Raw genomic sequence first — 18,219 nt, forward strand, 5'->3', positions numbered from 1 at the left:
GACTAAAGTGACGCGAAGTTAACGGAGACATCGAGCGATTTCCGCGGTTTCTCCCCCGTGTGTGCGGCGGTACCTACGGCTCGGCCTCCTCCCGCGGTACGTGCCTCCGCGCCGTTTCTGAGAGGGCGCATTGAGCAACGACCGACACGTCCCGGTGATGCTCCAGCGGTGCCTGGACATGTTGGCCCCCGCACTGGAGCGCCCCGGCGCGGTCGTCGTCGACTGCACCCTGGGTCTCGGCGGCCACAGCGAGGCCCTGCTCAAGCGGTTCCCCGAGGTGCGGCTCGTCGCCCTCGACCGCGACAAGGAGGCCCTGCGGCTCTCCGGCGAGCGACTCGCCCCGTACGGCGAGCGGGCCACCCTGGTCCACGCCGTGTACGACGAACTGCCCGAGGTCCTCGACCGGCTCGGCATCCCCAAGGTGGACGGCGTCCTCTTCGACCTCGGCGTCTCCTCCATGCAGCTGGACGAGGCCGACCGCGGCTTCGCCTACGCCCAGGACGCCCCGCTCGACATGCGCATGGACCAGACGACCGGCATCAGCGCGGCCGAGGTCCTCAACACCTACCCGGCCGGCGAACTGGTCCGCATCCTCCGCGCGTACGGCGAGGAGAAGCAGGCCAAGCGGATCGTCTCCGCGATCGTGCGCGAGCGCGACAAGGAGCCGTTCAGCAACAGCGCCCGGCTCGTCGAGCTCATCCGCGACGCCCTGCCCCAGGCCGCCAAGCGCACCGGCGGCAACCCGGCCAAGCGCACCTTCCAGGCCCTGCGCATCGAGGTCAACCGCGAGCTCGACAGCGTCGAGAAGGCCATCCCGGCGGCCGTGAAGGCCCTCGCCGTCGGCGGACGGGTCGCCGTCCTCTCGTACCAGTCCCTGGAGGACCGGATCGTCAAGGGCGTCTTCGCCGCCGGCGCGGCGACCACCGCCCCGCCCGGACTGCCGGTCGTCCCGGAGAAGTACCAGCCCCGCCTGAAGCTGCTCACCCGGGGCGCCGAGCTGCCCACCGAGGAGGAGGTCGCCGAGAACCGGCGCGCCGCCCCGGCCCGGCTCCGGGGTGTCGAGCGCATCCGGGAGGACGTGCTGTGAGCACGGCGAAGGGGCCCCTCAAAGGGCGGGCCGCGCGACTCGGACGGCTCATGCCGTCGGGGCCCAGCTCGGCCGCCCGTACCCCCTTCGTCCTGCTCGTCGTGGTGCTGCTCGCCGGCGGGCTCATCTCCCTGCTGCTGCTCAACTCGGCCCTCAACCAGGGCTCCTTCCAGCTGAACGAGCTCAAGAACAAGACGACCGAGCTGACCGACGAGCAGCAGGCGCTCCAGCGGGACGTCGACGACTACGCGGCCCCGGACGCCCTGGAGCGCCGGGCCCGCGAACTCGGCATGGTCCCCGGCGGCAGCCCCGCCTTCCTCGGCCCCGACGGCAAGGTCCTCGGCGAGCCGTCGGTCGCGGTCGCACCCAAGCCGACCCCCACGCCCAAGGCCACCCCGAAGACCCCGCCGAGCACCGGCGCCCCCGCGACCACGTCCGCCACGCCCACCGGCGCCGCCACGAACACGTCCGCCACGCCCACCGGCGCCACCACGGGCCCCCGCACCGGCGGCGCCACCGCGACAACCGGCACGGACCGGACGAACGCGGGAACGGCGCAGACGAACGCGGGAACGGCGCAGACGGACACGGGAACGACACAGACGAACACCGGCGGCACTCCGACCGGCGCCGGACCCACCGGCGGAAGCCCCGCCGATCCGGCCCCCTCAGGGACCGGCCGGGCACGGACGGCCCTGGAGCCCGCGCCCCCGTCCCTCACGACCACCGGTAGGTGACCGAGCAGTGCCCTCCAAGGAGCCCCCGCGCCGCCGAGTCCCCGGACCCGCGCGGCCCGCGCGTCCCCGGCCCGCCTCCGCCGCGGGCCGCCCGTCCCGCCCGGCCCCGCGCCCGGCCGCCAAGCGTCCCGCGCCCCGGCCGCCGGCCCGGCAGCCCCGCACCATCCGGCTGGGCAGCCCCAGGCCGCGGCTGCGCCTGGTCTCGCTCGGCCTGACCCTGGTCATGATCGCGTTCGTGGTGCGGCTGCTCCAGGTCCAGGCGGTCGACGCCAGCGCGTACGCGGCCAAGGCCGACAAGTACCGCTTCCAGGAGTACACGCTCTCCGCCGAACGCGGCGAGATCACCGACCGCAGCGGCATCGCGCTGGCCGCCAGCGTCGACGCGTACGACATCACCGCCGACCCCAAGCTCTTCACGCCCGAGGAGTCCAAGGTCCCCGACGCCCCCGAGCAGGCCGCCGCCCTCCTCGCCCCCCTCCTGGGCAAGGAGCCCGCCGAGCTCGCGAAGAAGCTCCGCACCCCCAAGTCCCGCTACACCCTGCTCGCCCGCAAGCAGACCCCGCAGGTCTGGAACCAGATCAAGGACCTCAAGCGGGTCTACGGACAGAAGGCGCAGCGCTCCGCCGGCGGCAACGGCGTCAACCTCCTCGGCGGCGTCCTCAGCGAGCCCAGCACCAAGCGCGTGTACCCGAACGGCGAGCTCGCCGCCGGAATACTGGGCTACGTCAACGCCGAGGGCAAGGGAGCCGGCGGCGTCGAGTCCATGCTCGACCCGGAGCTCGCCGGCAGGGACGGCACGATCCGCTTCACCCAGTCCGGCGGCCGCCAGGTGCCCACCGCCGGCTCCCAGGGCACCCCCGCCGTCCCCGGCTCCGACATCGAGCTGACCATCGACCGGGACATCCAGTGGGCCGCCCAGCAGGCCATCACCGACCAGGTGAGGAAGTCCAAGGCCGACCGCGGCTACGTCATCGTGCAGGACACCCGCAGCGGCGAGGTCCTCGCGATGGCCAACGCCCCCGGCTTCGACCCCAACGACCTCTCCGCCGCCAACGCGGCCTCCATGGGCAACGCCGCCCTCCAGGACGCCTACGAGCCCGGCTCCACCAGCAAGGTCATGTCCATGGCCGCCGTCCTGGAGGAGGGCAAGGCGGCCCCCGGCACCCACGTCACCGTCCCCAACCGGCTCCACCGCGGCGACCGGCTCTTCAAGGACGACGTCGACCACAAGACCTGGTACCTGACCCTCAACGGCGTCCTCGCCAAGTCCAGCAACATCGGCACCATCCTCGCCACCGGCCGGCTCGGCGCCACCCAGCCCGAGGCCAACCGGGTCCTCTACTCCTACCTGCGCAAGTTCGGCATCGGCAGCCCCACCGGGCTCGACTACCCGGGCGAGACCGCCGGCATCCTCGCAAAGCCCGAGGACTGGTCCACCTCGCAGCAGTACACGATCCCCTTCGGCCAGGGACTCTCCATCAACGCCATGCAGGCCGCCTCCGTGTACTCGACCATCGCCAACAAGGGCGTACGCGTCGAACCGAGCATCGTCCGCGGCACCAAGGGGCCCGACGGCCGCTTCGTCCCCGCCCCGGCGCCCAAGGAGTCCCGCGTCGTCAGCGAGAAGACCGCCGACACCCTCGCCAAGATGCTGGAGTCCGTCGTCGACGACCGGGAGGGCACCGGCACCAAGGCCGCGATCCCCGGCTACCGGGTCGCGGGCAAGACCGGCACCGCCAACCGGGTCGACCCGGAACTCGGACGCTACAAGGGGTACACCGCCTCCTTCGCGGGCTTCGCCCCCGCCGACAACCCGCAGATCACCGTCTACTGCGCCATCCAGAACCCCACCAAGGGCAGCTACTTCGGCGGCCAGATCTGCGGACCCATCTACAAGAAGGTCATGGAGTTCGCCCTCAAGACCCTCCACATCGCCCCCACGGGCAGCGATCCCGCCCGACTGCCGGTCGACTTCGTCCCCACCCCGTGACACTCCGGGAGCACCAGTGACAACGATCACCCCCCATTCCGGGAACCGGAAATCGAACTCCGGCGAGGCCCCGGGCTCTTTTGGCCCCGTACAGGGTGCGCCCGGTACGCTCACCGCCGTGCCACACGCTGATCAGTACCGAACCACCCCGCCCCGGCCGGAGCAGGCCCGCCCGACACCCCTGGGCGACCTGGCCGCACAGCTAGGGGTCGACGCCCCCGGCGCCGCCGAGATCTCGGGCATCACCCACGACTCGCGGGCGGTGCGCCCCGGTGACGTGTACGCGGCCCTGCCCGGCGCCCGGGCGCACGGCGCCGACTTCGTCGCCCAGGCCGCCGGACTCGGCGCCGCCGCGATCCTCACCGACCCGGCCGGCGCCGAGCGCGCCGCCGCGACCGGCCTCCCGGTCCTGGTCGTCGAGGACCCGCGCGGCCGGATGGGCGAACTCGCCGCCGAGATCTACGGCCGGCCCGGCGCCGACCTCCTCCAGATCGGCATCACCGGCACCTCGGGCAAGACCACCACCGCCTACCTCGTCGAGGGCGGCCTGCGGGGCTCCGGACGGAGCACCGGTCTCGTCGGCACCGTCGAGATGCGGATCGGCGACGAGCGCATCAAGTCGGAGCGGACCACCCCCGAGGCCACCGACCTCCAGGCACTCTTCGCGGTCATGCGCGAGCGGGGCGTCGAGGCCGTCGCCATGGAGGTCTCCAGCCACGCCCTCGTGCTCGGCCGGGTCGACGGCTGCGTCTTCGACGTCGCCGTCTTCAACAACCTCAGCCCGGAGCACATGGAGTTCCACTCCGACATGGAGGACTACTTCCAGGCGAAGGCCGGGCTCTTCACGCCCCGGCGCAGCCGCCTCGGCGTGGTCAACCTCGACGACGAGTACGGCCGCCGGCTGGCCAAGGAGGCCGGCGTCCCCGTCGTCACCTTCTCCGCCGAGGGCCGCGCCGACGCCGACTGGCGCGCCGAGGACCTCGTCCTCGGCTCCCACGACTCGACGTTCACCGCCGTCGGCCCGGACGGCGAGCGGATCTCCGCCACCGCCCCGCTGCCCGGCCCGTTCAACGTCGCCAACACCCTCGCCGCGATCGCGACCCTCGCCGCCGCGGGCCTCGACCCGAAGTCCGCCGCCGACGGCATCGCCGCCGTCCCCGGCGTACCGGGCCGCCTGGAGCGCGTCGACGCCGGCCAGCCGTACCTCGCCGTCGTCGACTACGCCCACAAGACGGACGCCGTCGAATCCGTCCTGCGCTCCCTGCGCGAGGTCACCGAGGGCAGGCTGCACGTGGTCATCGGCTGCGGCGGCGACCGGGACACCACCAAGCGCGGCCCGATGGGCGCCGCGACCGCCCGGCTCGCCGACACCGCCGTCCTGACCTCCGACAACCCCCGCTCCGAGGACCCGCTCCGGATCCTCGCCGCCATGTTCGCGGGCGCCGTCGAGGTGCCCGCGGAGGAACGCGGCGAGGTGCTCGTCCTCGCCGACCGCGCCGCCGCCATCGCCGCCGCCGTCGCCCGCGCCCGGCCGGGCGACACCGTCCTGGTCGCCGGCAAGGGCCACGAGCAGGGCCAGGAGGCCGCCGGAGTGGTCCGCCCCTTCGACGACCGCGAGGTCCTGCGCGCGGCGATCCTCGAACAGCACGCCAAGGCCGCCCCCGCGGCCGACGGCGCCGAAGCCAGCCCCGCGTACAGCCACCAGAACAGTCAGGGATGAAGCAGTGATCGCCCTCTCCCTCGCCGAGGTCGCCGCAATCGTCGGCGGGCAGGCGCACGACATACCGGATCCGGCCGCCCGGATCACCGGTCCCGTCGTCATCGACTCCCGCGAAGTGCGGGCCGGCAGCCTCTTCGCGGCCTTCGCCGGTGAGCACGTCGACGGCCACGACTACGCCGAGCGCGCCGTCGAGGCGGGTGCGGTGGCCGTGCTCGCCGCCCGGCCCGTCGGCGTCCCGGCCATCGTCGTCGACGACGTCCAGACCGCGCTCGGGACCCTCGCCCGCACGGTCGTGGAACGGCTCGGCACCGATGTCGTCGCCCTCACCGGCTCGGCCGGCAAGACGTCCACCAAGGACCTGATCGCCCAGGTCCTCGAACGCCACGCGCCCACCGTCTGGACGCCCGGCTCGCTCAACAACGAGATCGGCCTGCCGCTCACGGCGCTCCGCGCGAGCGACGAGACCCGGCACCTGGTCCTGGAGATGGGCGCCCGCGGCATCGGGCACATCCGCTACCTCACCGGCCTCACCCCGCCCCGCATCGGCCTCGTCCTCAACGTCGGCACCGCCCACATCGGCGAGTTCGGCGGCCGCGAGCAGATCGCCGAGGCGAAGGGCGAGCTCGTCGAGTCCCTGCCGTCCGCCGAAGAAGGCGGAATCGCGGTCCTCAACGCCGACGACCCCCTCGTCCGCGCGATGGCGAGCCGCACCAAGGCCCGCGTGACCCTCTTCGGCGAAGCGGACGAAGCGGCCGTACGGGCCGAGAACGTCCACCTCACAGAGACCGGACAGCCTTCTTTCAGTCTTCACACACCCACCGGGTGCAGTGACGTGACCTTGCGCCTGTACGGTGAGCACCACGTGTCGAACGCGCTCGCAGCGGCCGCCGTCGCGCACGAGCTGGGCATGCCTGTCGAAGAGATCGCCACCGCGCTCTCCGAAGCGGGAACCCTGTCGCGCTGGCGCATGGAGGTCACCGAGCGTCCGGACGGCGTGACGGTCGTCAACGACGCCTACAACGCGAACCCCGAGTCCATGCGAGCCGCCCTGCGCGCGCTCGCGGCCATGGGCAGGGCCGCACAGGCCCGAGGGGCTCGCACGTGGGCGGTGCTCGGCAAGATGGCCGAGCTCGGTGACGCATCGCTCGTCGAGCACGACGCGGTCGGACGGCTCGCCGTCCGGCTCAACGTCAGCAAGCTCGTCGCGGTCGGGGACAGGGAAGCGTCCTGGCTGCAACTGGGCGCATATAACGAGGGTTCGTGGGGTGAGGAGTCGGTGCACGTGTCCGACGCGCAGGCGGCGATCGACCTGTTGCGCAGTGAGCTGCGCCCGGGGGACGTCGTCCTTGTGAAGGCTTCCAGGTCGGTCGGTCTCGAACAGGTCGCCCTGGCACTGCTCGACACCGAGGGCGAGGTCACCGGCCGATGAGGCAGATCCTCTTCGCGGGGGCCATCGGGCTCTTCCTGACCCTGATCGGCACGCCGCTGCTGATCAAGCTCCTTGCCCGCAAGGGGTACGGGCAGTTCATCCGGGACGACGGCCCGCGCGGCCACGCCGGGAAGAAGGGCACGCCCACCATGGGCGGCATCTCCTTCATCCTGGCCACGCTCATCGCGTACGCCCTGGCCAAGGTCATCACCGGCGAGGACCCGACGTACTCGGGCGTCCTGGTGCTGTTCCTGATGGCCGGCATGGGCCTGGTCGGCTTCCTGGACGACTACATCAAGATCGTCAAGCAGCGTTCGCTCGGCCTGCGGGCCAAGGCGAAGATGGCCGGACAGCTGATCGTCGGCATCGCCTTCGCCGTGCTCTCGCTCCAGTTCGCGGACGCGCGCGGGAACACCCCGGCCTCCGAGAAGCTCTCCTTCATCACGGACTTCGGCTGGGCCATCGGCCCGGTGCTCTTCGTGGTCTGGGCGCTCTTCATGATCCTGGCCATGTCCAACGGCGTGAACCTGACGGACGGTCTGGACGGTCTCGCCACCGGCGCCTCGGTGATGGTCTTCGGCGCGTACACCTTCATCGGGCTCTGGCAGTTCCAGGAGTCCTGTGCGAACGCCATGACCCTGACCAACCCCAACGCCTGCTTCGAGGTGCGCGACCCGCTCGACCTCGCCGTCGTCGCCTCCGCGCTCATGGGCTCCTGCTTCGGCTTCCTGTGGTGGAACACCTCACCGGCCAAGATCTTCATGGGCGACACCGGCTCGCTCGCCCTCGGCGGCGCCCTCGCCGGTCTCGCCATCTGCTCCCGTACGGAGCTGCTGCTGGCCCTGCTCGGCGGCCTGTTCGTACTGATCACGATGTCCGTGGTCATCCAGGTCGGCTCGTTCAAGATGACCGGCAAGCGCGTCTTCCGGATGGCGCCACTCCAGCACCACTTCGAACTCAAGGGGTGGTCCGAAGTCCTGGTCGTCGTCCGGTTCTGGATCATCCAGGGCATGTGCGTGATCGTGGGCCTGGGCCTCTTCTACGCGGGATGGGCAGCGGACAAGTGACAGAACGGCTCGACTGGAACGGCAAGAAGGTCACCGTCGCGGGACTCGGCGTCTCCGGCATCCCGGCCGCCCGCGTCCTGCACGGCCTCGGCGCGCTCGTGACCGTCGTCAACGACGGCGACGACGAGCGCTCCCGGGCCCAGGCCGCAGACCTGGAGGCGGAGGGCATCACCGTCCGCCTCGGCGACGGGGCCACGCTGCCGCCCGGCACCGAGCTGATCGTCACCACCCCCGGCTGGCGGCCCGACAAGCCGCTCTTCGCGGCCGCCGCGGAGGCGGGCGTGGAGATCTGGGGCGACGTCGAGCTGGCCTGGCGCCTCCGCGGCCCGGACGCGGCTCCCTGGCTCGCGGTCACCGGAACCAACGGCAAGACCACGACCGTCCGGATGCTCACCTCGATCCTGGAGGCGGCCGGTCTGCGGACCGCCGCCGTCGGCAACATCGGGGTCTCGCTCCTCGACGCCGTCCTCGGCGAGGAGAAGTACGACGTCCTCGCCGTCGAGCTCTCCAGCTACCAGCTCCACTGGGCGCCCTCGGTCCGCGTCCACTCGGCCGCGGTGCTCAACCTGGCGCCCGACCACCTCGACTGGCACGGCTCCATGGAGGCGTACGCCGCCGACAAGGGCCGCATCTACGAGGGCAACAAGATCGCCTGCGTCTACAACGTCGCCGACCAGGTCACCGAGGACCTGGTCCGCGAGGCGGACGTCGAGGAGGGCTGCCGGGCCATCGGCTTCACCCTCGGCACGCCCGGCCCGTCCCAACTGGGCGTCGTCGAGGGCATCCTCGTGGACCGCGCCTTCGTCGAGAACCGGCAGAAGAACGCCCAGGAACTCGCCGAGGTCTCCGACGTCCAGCCGCCGGCCCCGCACAACATCGCCAACGCGCTCGCCGCGGCCGCCCTCGCCCGAGCCTTCGGCGTGGACGCCAAGGCCGTACGGGACGGGCTCAAGGCCTTCCGCCCCGACCCGCACCGCATCGAACTGGTCGAGGAGGTCCAGGGAGTCAGGTACGTCGACGACTCCAAGGCCACCAACACCCACGCCGCGGAAGCCTCGTTGGCCGCCTACGACCCGATCGTCTGGATCGCCGGCGGCCTCGCCAAGGGCGCGACCTTCGACGAGCTCGTCCAGAAGTCGGCGAAGCGCTTGCGCGGCGCCGTCCTGATCGGCGCCGACCGCGAGCTGATCCGCGAAGCCCTGGCGCGACACGCCCCGGAGGTACCGGTGGTGGACCTCGACCGGACCGACACTGGGGCGATGTCCGAGGCGGTCCGGGAGGCGGCCCGGCTGGCCCGCCCGGGGGACACGGTGCTCCTCGCCCCGGCCTGCGCCTCGATGGACATGTTCACCAACTACAACAAGCGGGGCGAGGCCTTCGCGGACGCGGTCCGCGCCCTCGCCGCCACCGGGGACGCCTGACCCGACCAGTGGGAGGGTCCGGCCGGACCGGGCACGACCAGAGGGGGCAGCGACCATGCCGAGCAAGATCGCCGGGGCACGCCGGCCCTCCGCCGCACGCGGCGGGGGGCGGGTCCCCGCGACCCCGCGGCGACCCCGCGGAGGCGTACGGCGGCTCTACCGGCGGGCGCAGAGGGCCTGGGACCGGCCGCTGACGGCGTACTACGTGATCATCGGCGCGGCGCTGCTCATCACCATGCTCGGCCTCGTGATGGTCTACTCCGCCTCGATGATCACGGCTCTCCGCTACGAGCTGGTGCCCTCCTATTTCTTCCGGAAGCAGTTCATCGCCGCGCTCCTCGGCACCGGGCTGCTCCTGGCCGCCTCGCGGATGCCCGTGAAGCTGCACCGGGCGCTCGCCTACCCGATCCTGGTCGGCGCGGTCTTCCTGATGGTGCTCGTGCAGATCCCCGGGATAGGGCACGCGGTCAACGGCAACCAGAACTGGATCTCCCTCGGCGGTCCCTTCCAGCTCCAGCCCAGCGAGTTCGGCAAGCTGGCGCTGATCCTGTGGGGGGCCGACCTGCTCGCCCGCAAGCACGACATGCGGCTGCTGACCCAGTGGAAGCACATGCTGGTGCCACTGGTCCCCGGCGCCTTCATGCTGCTCGGGCTGATCATGCTCGGCGGCGACATGGGCACCTCGATCATCCTCGCCGCGATCCTCTTCGGACTGCTCTGGACGGCCGGCGCGCCCACCCGGCTCTTCGTCGGGGTGCTCACGGTGGCCGGCGCGATCGGCGTGCTGCTGATCAAGACGAGCTCGAACCGGATGAAGCGCTTCGACTGCATCGGGGCGACCGACCCCGGCGGCGAGGGAGCCCCCTGCCTCCAGGCCGCGCACGGAATCTATGCTCTGGCCTCGGGCGGATGGTTCGGATCCGGACTCGGTGCGAGCGTGGAGAAATGGGGCCAACTGCCCGAGGCGCACACCGACTTCATCTTCGCGGTCACCGGTGAGGAACTGGGCCTCGCGGGGACGCTGTCGGTACTCGCCCTGTTCGCGGCTCTAGGCTATGCGGGTATCCGCGTGGCCGGAGGCACGGAGGACCCCTTCGTGAGGTTCGCCGCGGGAGGTGTGACCACCTGGATCACGGCGCAGGCCGTGATCAACATCGGTGCGGTGCTCGGTCTGCTGCCGATCGCCGGTGTCCCCCTCCCGCTGTTCTCCTACGGAGGGTCGGCCCTGCTGCCGACCATGTTCGCCGTCGGGCTCCTCATCGCGTTCGCGCGACAGGAACCCGCCGCGAAAGCGGCCCTGGCCATGCGCCGCCCCGGTCGGGGCAAGCGGGCCGGGGTGAGATGGAAGTCGATGCGACGGCGCGTCAAGAAGCGCCCGTCCGGAGAGCGGTGAATTTCGGTGCATGTCGTACTCGCCGGCGGGGGGACCGCCGGCCACATCGAGCCCGCGCTCGCCCTCGCGGACGCCCTGCGCAGGCAGGACCCCAGCGTGGGGATCACGGCGCTCGGCACGGAGAAGGGTCTGGAGACCCGGCTCGTGCCCGAGCGGGGCTACGAGTTGGCGCTCATTCCCGCCGTACCGCTGCCCCGCAAGCCCACCCCCGAGCTGATCACCGTTCCCGGGCGGCTGCGCGGCACGATCAAGGCCGCCGAGCAGGTCCTGGAGCGCACCAAGGCGGACTGCGTGGTCGGCTTCGGCGGCTACGTGGCGCTGCCCGGCTACCTCGCGGCCAAGCGGCTCGGGGTGCCGATCGTGGTCCACGAGGCCAACGCCAGGCCCGGCCTGGCCAACAAGATCGGTTCGCGGTACGCGGCCGGGGTCGCCGTCGCCACCCCGGACAGCAAGCTCCGCAACGCCCGCTACATCGGCATCCCGCTGCGGCACACCATCGCGACCCTCGACCGGGCGCGGGTGCGTCCCGAGGCGCGCGCCGCGTTCGGCCTCGACCCCAACCTGCCGACGCTGCTCGTCTCCGGCGGCTCCCAGGGTGCCCGGCGGCTCAACGAGGTCATCCAGCAGATCGCCCCGGTGCTCCAGCGCTCCGGAATCCAGATCCTGCACGCGGTCGGCCCGAAGAACGAAATGCCGCGCGTCGACAACATGCCCGGTATGCCGCCTTACGTGCCGGTACCGTACGTGGACCGGATGGATCTCGCGTACGCCGCGGCCGACATGATGCTCTGCCGCGCGGGCGCGATGACCGTCGCCGAGCTCTCCGCCGTCGGGCTGCCCGCGGCGTACGTCCCGCTGCCGATCGGCAACGGCGAACAGCGGCTCAACGCGCAGCCGGTGGTGAAGGCGGGCGGTGGACTCCTCGTCGACGACGCGGAGCTGACGCCGCAGTGGGTGCAGGGCAACGTCCTGCCCGTACTGGCCGATCCGCACCGGTTGTACGAGATGTCCCGCGCCGCCGCCGAGTTCGGCCGCCGGGACGCCGACGACCTGCTCGTCGGCATGGTGTACGAGGCGATCGCCGCCCGCCGTCAGGCGTAGCGCGGCGGCGAGAGGCAGGAGCGCCAGGTGGCAGCCGGACCGACGACCGCGGAGAAGAGCGGCGCCAGCAAGTCCAGGGGGCCGGCGGAGCGGTCGTCCGGCCCGGGTACCCGGAACCATCGGTTCCGGGTACCCGCCCCCCGGCTGCTGCTCGTCGCGTTCGGCGTGCTCGCGCTCGTGGCCGGCGGGGTCTGGGCGCTCTACGGATCGACGTGGTTCCGTGTGGAACGTGTGAAGACTTCCGGCACCCGGGTCCTGACCGCGCGCGAGGTCGAGGCCGTCGCCGCCGTCCCCTTGGGGGCCCCGCTCGTCACGGTCGACACCGAGGCGATCGAGACGCGCCTCAAGGGCGCTTTCCCGCGGATCGAGTCGATCGACGTCGTGCGGTCCTGGCCGCACGGAATCGGGCTGAAAGTGACGGAACGGCAGCCCGTACTGCTCGTCGAAAAGGGCGGAAAGTTCACCGAAGTGGACTCGACCGGCATGCGGTTCGCCACTGTCGACACCGCCCCGCGAGGCGTTCCCCGACTCGTCCTCGACAGCGCCGCCTCCCCGAGCCTGCGGCGCTTCGGCGCCGACCGGCTGCTCCGCGAGGCGGTGCGCGTCCGGGGTGAACTCCCGGCGGAAATCGCCCGGGACACTCGTGTCGTGCGCGTCACCTCGTACGACTCCGTCACGCTGGAGCTGACCGAGGGGCGCACCGTCTTCTGGGGCAGCTCCGAGCACGGCCCGGCGAAGGCCCGGGTGCTGACCGCTCTGATGAAAGCGGCGCCCAAAGCGGGGCACTTCGACGTAAGTGCTCCCACAGCGCCCGCCTCGTCCGGGAGTTGACGGGCATTACCGCTGGCCAGCACCCTGGTTGGCCAGCGCTACGGGTGATCACATAGGGTGAAAAGAAAAACGGGAGGTTCGGCGTGTTCGTTGAACGTGCGCCGCTTGTCGACTTAGTGTCCTGTTCGGAAGAGTCCAGCGAACAGAGACACTGGTAACCCTAAACTTCAACGTTAGGGTTTGGGTCGGCGTTTCGGACCGTCCCAATCGGCATCCGTCGGAGCGGCGCGACCAACGCGCGGCGACGACACGTAACTCGAGGCGAGAGGCCTTCGACGTGGCAGCACCGCAGAACTACCTCGCAGTCATCAAGGTCATCGGTGTCGGCGGCGGTGGTGTCAATGCCATCAACCGAATGATCGAGGTCGGCCTCAAGGGCGTCGAGTTCATCGCGATCAACACCGACGCGCAAGCGCTGTTGATGAGCGACGCCGACGTCAAGCTCGACGTCGGTCGTGAACTCACCCGCGGCCTGGGCGCCGGGGCCAACCCGGCCGTCGGTCGCAAGGCGGCAGAGGACCACCGTGAGGAGATCGAGGAGGTCCTCAAGGGGGCCGACATGGTCTTCGTCACCGCCGGCGAAGGCGGCGGCACCGGCACCGGCGGCGCACCCGTCGTCGCCAACATCGCGCGCTCGCTCGGCGCCCTGACGATCGGTGTGGTCACCCGGCCGTTCACCTTCGAGGGCCGCCGTCGCGCCAACCAGGCGGAGGACGGCATCGCCGAACTCCGCGAAGAGGTCGACACCCTCATCGTCATCCCGAACGACCGACTGCTCTCGATCTCGGACCGCCAGGTCTCCGTGCTCGACGCGTTCAAGTCGGCCGACCAGGTGCTGCTGAGCGGTGTCCAGGGCATCACCGACCTCATCACCACCCCGGGCCTCATCAACCTCGACTTCGCCGACGTCAAGTCGGTCATGTCCGAGGCCGGCTCGGCCCTCATGGGCATCGGCTCCGCCCGTGGCGACGACCGCGCGGTGGCCGCCGCGGAGATGGCGATCTCCTCGCCGCTCCTGGAGGCCTCCATCGACGGCGCCCGCGGCGTGCTGCTCTCCATCTCCGGCGGCAGCGACCTCGGTCTCTTCGAGATCAACGAGGCCGCGCAGCTGGTCAGCGAGGCGGCCCACCCCGAGGCCAACATCATCTTCGGTGCCGTCATCGACGACGCCCTGGGCGACGAGGTCCGCGTCACCGTCATCGCCGCCGGCTTCGACGGCGGCCAGCCGCCGGCCCGCCGGGACAACATCATCGGCTCGGTGTCGGCCAAGCGCGAGGAGCCGGCCCCGGCCCCCCGCCACGTCGAGACCTCCCGTCCGCTCGGCGGCCTCGGCACCGTGGCCCCCCGCGAGGAGCCCGTCTCCGCCCCGGTCGAGCCCGCCCCGGTCGTCAACGAGATCCCGTCGGCGGCCGCTCAGCCGGTCGTCCCCCCGGCCCGTCCCTACGCGGACAGCCAGGCCGAGGAGCTGGACGTCCCGGATTTCCTGAAGTGATAGGACATCGCTTCGACGCGAACGGCGCGCACTTCGCCTTCACCGACCGGTGGGGCGGGGTGAGCGCCGTTCCGTACGAGGAGCTCAACCTCGGCGGAGCGGTCGGGGACGACCCCGAAGCGGTACGGACCAACCGGGCGCTCGCCGCCGGCGCCCTCGGGCTCGACCCGGCGCGGGTGGTCTGGATGAACCAGGTGCACGGGGCCGACGTCGCGGAGGTCGACGGGCCGTGGGGCGCCGCCGGGATCCCGGCGGTGGACGCGCTCGTCACCACCCGGCCGGGACTCGGGCTCGCCGTCCTCACCGCGGACTGCGTGCCGGTCCTGCTCGCCGACCCGGTCGCCGGCGTCGTGGCGGCCGCCCACGCCGGACGGCCCGGGATGGTGGCGGGAGTCGTCCCGGCCGCGGTCGCGGCCATGATCGACAAGGGCGCCGACCCCGCCCGTGTCGTCGCCCGCACCGGCCCGGCCGTCTGCGGGCGCTGCTACGAGGTGCCGGAGGCCATGCGGGCCGAGGTCGCCGGGACCGAACCCGCGGCCTGGGCCGAGACGAGCTGGGGAACCCCGGCCGTCGACGTCGTCGCCGGAGTCCACGCCCAGCTCGAACGGCTCGGCGTCACCGACCGGCAGGCCAGCCCGGTCTGCACCCGGGAATCCGGTGACCACTACTCGTACCGCCGCGATCGCACCACGGGGCGACTCGCGGGATATGTCTGGTTGGACCCCGTATCCACCCCGGGGACGCCCCCCGGATCCCCGGCAGGAAAGAACTGATGACGGACCGCACGTCGGAACTGGCCGAGAACCTGGCCCGGGTGGAGGCGCGCATCGCCGCCGCCTGTACCGCGGCCGGGCGCGCGCGGGAGGAGGTGACCCTGGTCGTGGTCACCAAGACCTATCCCGCGAGCGACGTGAGAATCCTCCACGGGCTCGGCGTGCGGAACGTCGCCGAGAACCGGGACCAGGACGCCGCGCCCAAGGCGGCCGCCTGTGCCGACCTGGACCTGACCTGGCACTTCGTGGGCCAGTTGCAGACCAACAAGGTCAGATCCGTGGTGGGTTATGCCGATGTGGTGCAGTCCGTCGACCGGTTGAAGCTCGTTTCCGCCCTCTCCGTGGCCGCGGAGAAGGAGGGGCGCGAGCTCGGCTGCCTGCTCCAGGTCGCCCTCGACGCCGAGTCCGGCGAGCGGGGCGACCGCGGCGGTGTCGCACCGGACGGCATCGAGGAGTTGGCGGCCGCGGTGGACGCCGCTCCCGGACTGAGGCTCGGCGGACTGATGACCGTCGCCCCGCTCGCCGGCCCGTACGCGGGACGGCAACGGGCCGCCTTCGACCGCCTCATGGATTTGTCGACTGCCCTGCGCGCGACCCGTCCGGCTGCGAACATGGTGTCAGCAGGGATGAGTGCGGACCTCGAGGAGGCCGTCGCTGCCGGGGCGACACACGTACGCGTCGGTACGGCGGTACTCGGCGTCCGCCCGAAGCTCGGGTAACGTCGCGAAGCAAGTCGGACCACAGCAGAAAATATGGTCATTCCGCAGAACGGCGGGGTGCCCCGTGGATCGCCGGCACTTGGTGACGAGGCCGATCCACCACAGAGCGGAGGACTCAGAGAATGGCCGGCGCGATGCGCAAGATGGCGGTCTACCTCGGCCTCGTGGAGGACGATGGGTACGACGGCCGGGGTTTCGACCCCGACGACGACTTCGAACCCGAGCTGGAGCCGGAGCCCGAGCGCGACCGGCGTCACACCCCCCCGCGTCAGGTGGAGCGCGAGGAACCGGTACGTGTGGTGGCACCCCCCGCGCAGCGGGAGCCGGTAGCCCATTCCGTCCCGGTACTCGCCGAAAGCGGACGTCCGGCCCGAATTGCCCCCGTGGCATCCATCACACCCGAACGTCCGAGCCTGGAGAAGAACGCACCGGTGATCATGCCCAAGGTCGTGTCCGAGCGGGAGCCCTACCGCATCACCACGCTGCACCCGCGGACCTACAACGAGGCCCGTACCATCGGGGAACACTTCCGTGAGGGCACCCCGGTGATCATGAACCTCACAGAGATGGACGACACGGACGCGAAGCGACTTGTCGACTTTGCCGCCGGACTCGTCTTCGGGCTCCATGGCAGCATTGAGCGCGTGACGCAGAAGGTGTTCCTGTTGTCGCCTGCTAACGTCGATGTCACGGCGGAGGACAAGGCCCGGATCGCAGAGGGCGGATTCTTCAACCAGAGCTGAGAACAACAGAACCGGACGGACCGGTCGCGACGCGGCCGGACAAGCGAGAGCACGTAAGCCAGGGGAGAGGGAAACGCGGGATGGGCGTCGCACTACAGGTGGTCTACATCGTGCTGATGTGCTTCCTCGTCCTCCTGATCGTCCGGCTGGTCATGGACTACGTCTTCCAGTTCGCCCGTTCATGGCAACCCGGTAAGGCGATGGTGGTCGTACTCGAGGCCACCTACACTGTCACCGATCCACCGCTCAAGCTTCTGCGGCGACTCATCCCGCCGCTGCGTCTCGGGGGCGTGGCACTCGACCTGTCCTTCTTCGTTCTGATGATCATCGTCTACATCCTGATCTCCATCGTGAGCAGCTTCGCGAGGTGAGTGTGGACGATACGGTCTTGCCGACTGCCGACGACTACGTAGAGGTGAAGAAGAGATGCCGCTGACTCCCGAGGACGTGCGGAACAAGCAGTTCACGACCGTCCGCCTTCGAGAAGGCTATGACGAGGACGAGGTCGATGCCTTCCTCGACGAGGTCGAAGCCGAGCTGACCCGCTTGCTCCGCGAGAACGAGGACCTGCGCGCCAAGCTGGCCGCCGCGACGCGCGCCGCCGCGCAGAATCAGCAGCAGCAGGGCATGCGCAAGCCCCCGGAGCCGCAGGATCGTCCCGGCGCGCCCGTGCCCGCGGCCATATCCGGACCGCCGGTCCAGCAGCAGCCGCCCCAGATGGGCCCGCCGCAGCTGCCCTCCGGTGCCCCGGCGCTCCCCCCCGGCCCGATGCAGGGCGGTCCCATGCAGGGCGGTCCCATGCAGGGCGGCCCGATGGGTCCCGGCCCGATGCAGGGCGGCCCCATGGGCCCCGGCCCGATGCAGGGCGGCCCCATGGGCCACCCGCAGCAGCAGATGCAGCAGCAGATGCAGCAGCAGCAGCCGCAGCAGGGCCCCGGTGGCGACAGCGCCGCGCGTGTCCTCTCGCTGGCCCAGCAGACCGCCGACCAGGCGATCGCCGAGGCCCGCTCCGAGGCCAACAAGATCGTCGGCGAGGCGCGCTCCCGCGCCGAAGGCCTGGAGCGGGACGCCCGCGCCAAGGCCGACGCCCTCGAGCGGGACGCCCAGGAGAAGCACCGCGTCGCCATGGGCTCCCTGGAGTCCGCGCGCGCCACGCTGGAGCGCAAGGTCGAGGACCTGCGCGGCTTCGAGCGCGAGTACCGCACGCGTCTGAAGTCGTACCTCGAGTCGCAGCTGCGCCAGCTGGAGACCCAGGCCGACGACTCGCTGGCCCCGCCGCGCACCCCGGCGACGGCCTCCCTGCCGCCGGCCCCGTCGATGGCCTCGGCGGGCGCGAGCGCCCCGTCCTACGGCGGCAACGGCGGCATGGGCGGTCCGCCGTCCATGGGAGCTCCCTCCTACGGCGGTCAGCAGCAGATGTCCCCGGCCATGACCCAGCCGATGGCTCCGGTCCGGCCGCAGGCGCCGCAGCCGATGCAGCAGGCGCCGGCGCCGATGCGCGGCTTCCTCATCGACGAGGACGACAACTGACGGCGGGTGGTCGCGCGATGAGCGCGTAGCCGTCGGCAGGCTGCAAGGGCCGGTTCCCGGGTTTCTCCCGGGGGCCGGCCCTTCGCCGTTCCCCGGGACGGACCCGCGGTCACGCCGGCGCCCCGCGTACGCCGAAGGGGGCCCGCGTACGCCGGCGCGCCGCGTACGCCGAAGGGGGCCCGCGTA

The 18,219-nt window shown here is 71.6% G+C and carries 16 protein-coding genes; all 16 read left to right on the plus strand.

Annotation, left to right across the window (positions count from 1 at the left end; all coding sequences use genetic code 11):
* Nucleotides 1-130: 130 nt before the first annotated feature.
* The 16 genes from rsmH to OO54_RS14960 all read left to right on the plus strand — a co-directional run bounded on the left by rsmH (nt 131) and on the right by OO54_RS14960 (nt 18,033).
* Entirely contained in the window at nt 131-1,087 is a 957-nt protein-coding gene (gene rsmH, locus OO54_RS14885; RefSeq protein ID WP_017238804.1) for a 16S rRNA (cytosine(1402)-N(4))-methyltransferase RsmH, read from the plus strand.
* Nucleotides 1,084-1,824 (plus strand): cell division protein FtsL, encoded by a 741-nt coding sequence (gene ftsL / locus OO54_RS14890; RefSeq protein WP_033203334.1) that lies wholly within the window; start codon nt 1,084-1,086, stop codon nt 1,822-1,824. The genes rsmH and ftsL overlap by 4 nt, the downstream gene beginning before the upstream one ends.
* Before the next feature lie 7 nt (nt 1,825-1,831).
* Complete coding sequence (locus OO54_RS14895) at nt 1,832-3,814, plus strand: peptidoglycan D,D-transpeptidase FtsI family protein (RefSeq protein WP_033203335.1); 1,983 nt, start codon at nt 1,832-1,834, stop codon at nt 3,812-3,814.
* Between the two features lie 16 nt (nt 3,815-3,830).
* Nucleotides 3,831-5,534 (plus strand): UDP-N-acetylmuramoyl-L-alanyl-D-glutamate--2,6-diaminopimelate ligase, encoded by a 1,704-nt coding sequence (locus tag OO54_RS14900; RefSeq protein ID WP_078905206.1) that lies wholly within the window; start codon nt 3,831-3,833, stop codon nt 5,532-5,534.
* A 4-nt stretch (nt 5,535-5,538) separates the two neighbouring features.
* Nucleotides 5,539-6,963: a UDP-N-acetylmuramoyl-tripeptide--D-alanyl-D-alanine ligase gene (locus tag OO54_RS14905; RefSeq protein WP_033203337.1), complete on the plus strand. Its 1,425-nt coding sequence runs from the start codon at nt 5,539-5,541 to the stop codon at nt 6,961-6,963.
* Nucleotides 6,960-8,030 carry a phospho-N-acetylmuramoyl-pentapeptide-transferase gene (gene mraY, locus OO54_RS14910; protein ID WP_033203338.1) on the plus strand — a complete coding sequence of 357 codons (1,071 nt, stop codon included), beginning with the start codon at nt 6,960-6,962 and terminating at the stop codon, nt 8,028-8,030. The genes OO54_RS14905 and mraY overlap by 4 nt, the downstream gene beginning before the upstream one ends.
* On the plus strand, nt 8,012-9,451 hold the full coding sequence (gene murD / locus OO54_RS14915; protein WP_033203339.1) for a UDP-N-acetylmuramoyl-L-alanine--D-glutamate ligase: 1,440 nt from the start codon (nt 8,012-8,014) through the stop codon (nt 9,449-9,451). The genes mraY and murD overlap by 19 nt, the downstream gene beginning before the upstream one ends.
* 55 nt (nt 9,452-9,506) lie before the next feature.
* The gene (gene ftsW / locus OO54_RS14920) at nt 9,507-10,844 is read left to right on the plus strand and encodes a putative lipid II flippase FtsW (protein ID WP_033203340.1); all 1,338 of its coding nucleotides are present in this window, start codon (nt 9,507-9,509) and stop codon (nt 10,842-10,844) included.
* A 6-nt stretch (nt 10,845-10,850) separates the two neighbouring features.
* Nucleotides 10,851-11,945: an undecaprenyldiphospho-muramoylpentapeptide beta-N-acetylglucosaminyltransferase gene (gene murG, locus OO54_RS14925; RefSeq protein ID WP_030693457.1), complete on the plus strand. Its 1,095-nt coding sequence runs from the start codon at nt 10,851-10,853 to the stop codon at nt 11,943-11,945.
* A gap of 27 nt (nt 11,946-11,972) precedes the next feature.
* On the plus strand, nt 11,973-12,776 hold the full coding sequence (locus OO54_RS14930; RefSeq protein WP_033203341.1) for a cell division protein FtsQ/DivIB: 804 nt from the start codon (nt 11,973-11,975) through the stop codon (nt 12,774-12,776).
* 277 nt (nt 12,777-13,053) lie between these two features.
* Nucleotides 13,054-14,268, plus strand: coding sequence for a cell division protein FtsZ (gene ftsZ / locus OO54_RS14935; protein ID WP_033203342.1), 1,215 nt, complete (start codon nt 13,054-13,056; stop codon nt 14,266-14,268).
* Nucleotides 14,265-15,041 carry a peptidoglycan editing factor PgeF gene (pgeF, locus tag OO54_RS14940; protein ID WP_033203343.1) on the plus strand — a complete coding sequence of 259 codons (777 nt, stop codon included), beginning with the start codon at nt 14,265-14,267 and terminating at the stop codon, nt 15,039-15,041. Before ftsZ ends, pgeF begins: the two co-directional genes overlap by 4 nt.
* Entirely contained in the window at nt 15,041-15,760 is a 720-nt protein-coding gene (locus OO54_RS14945; RefSeq protein WP_033203344.1) for a YggS family pyridoxal phosphate-dependent enzyme, read from the plus strand. The genes pgeF and OO54_RS14945 overlap by 1 nt, the downstream gene beginning before the upstream one ends.
* A gap of 122 nt (nt 15,761-15,882) precedes the next feature.
* Nucleotides 15,883-16,503, plus strand: a complete 621-nt coding sequence (locus tag OO54_RS14950; protein ID WP_017238791.1) for a cell division protein SepF — start codon at nt 15,883-15,885, stop codon at nt 16,501-16,503.
* Between the two features lie 80 nt (nt 16,504-16,583).
* Nucleotides 16,584-16,874: a YggT family protein gene (locus tag OO54_RS14955; RefSeq protein WP_017238790.1), complete on the plus strand. Its 291-nt coding sequence runs from the start codon at nt 16,584-16,586 to the stop codon at nt 16,872-16,874.
* Nucleotides 16,875-16,929: 55 nt separating this feature from the next.
* A complete protein-coding gene (locus OO54_RS14960) occupies nt 16,930-18,033 on the plus strand; it encodes a DivIVA domain-containing protein (RefSeq protein ID WP_033203345.1) in 1,104 nt (367 codons plus the stop codon).
* Nucleotides 18,034-18,219 lie beyond the last annotated feature (186 nt).

It is taken from the genome of Streptomyces wedmorensis, assembly GCF_000716445.1.
In the GTDB taxonomy this organism is placed as follows: Bacteria; Actinomycetota; Actinomycetes; order Streptomycetales; family Streptomycetaceae; genus Streptomyces; species Streptomyces wedmorensis.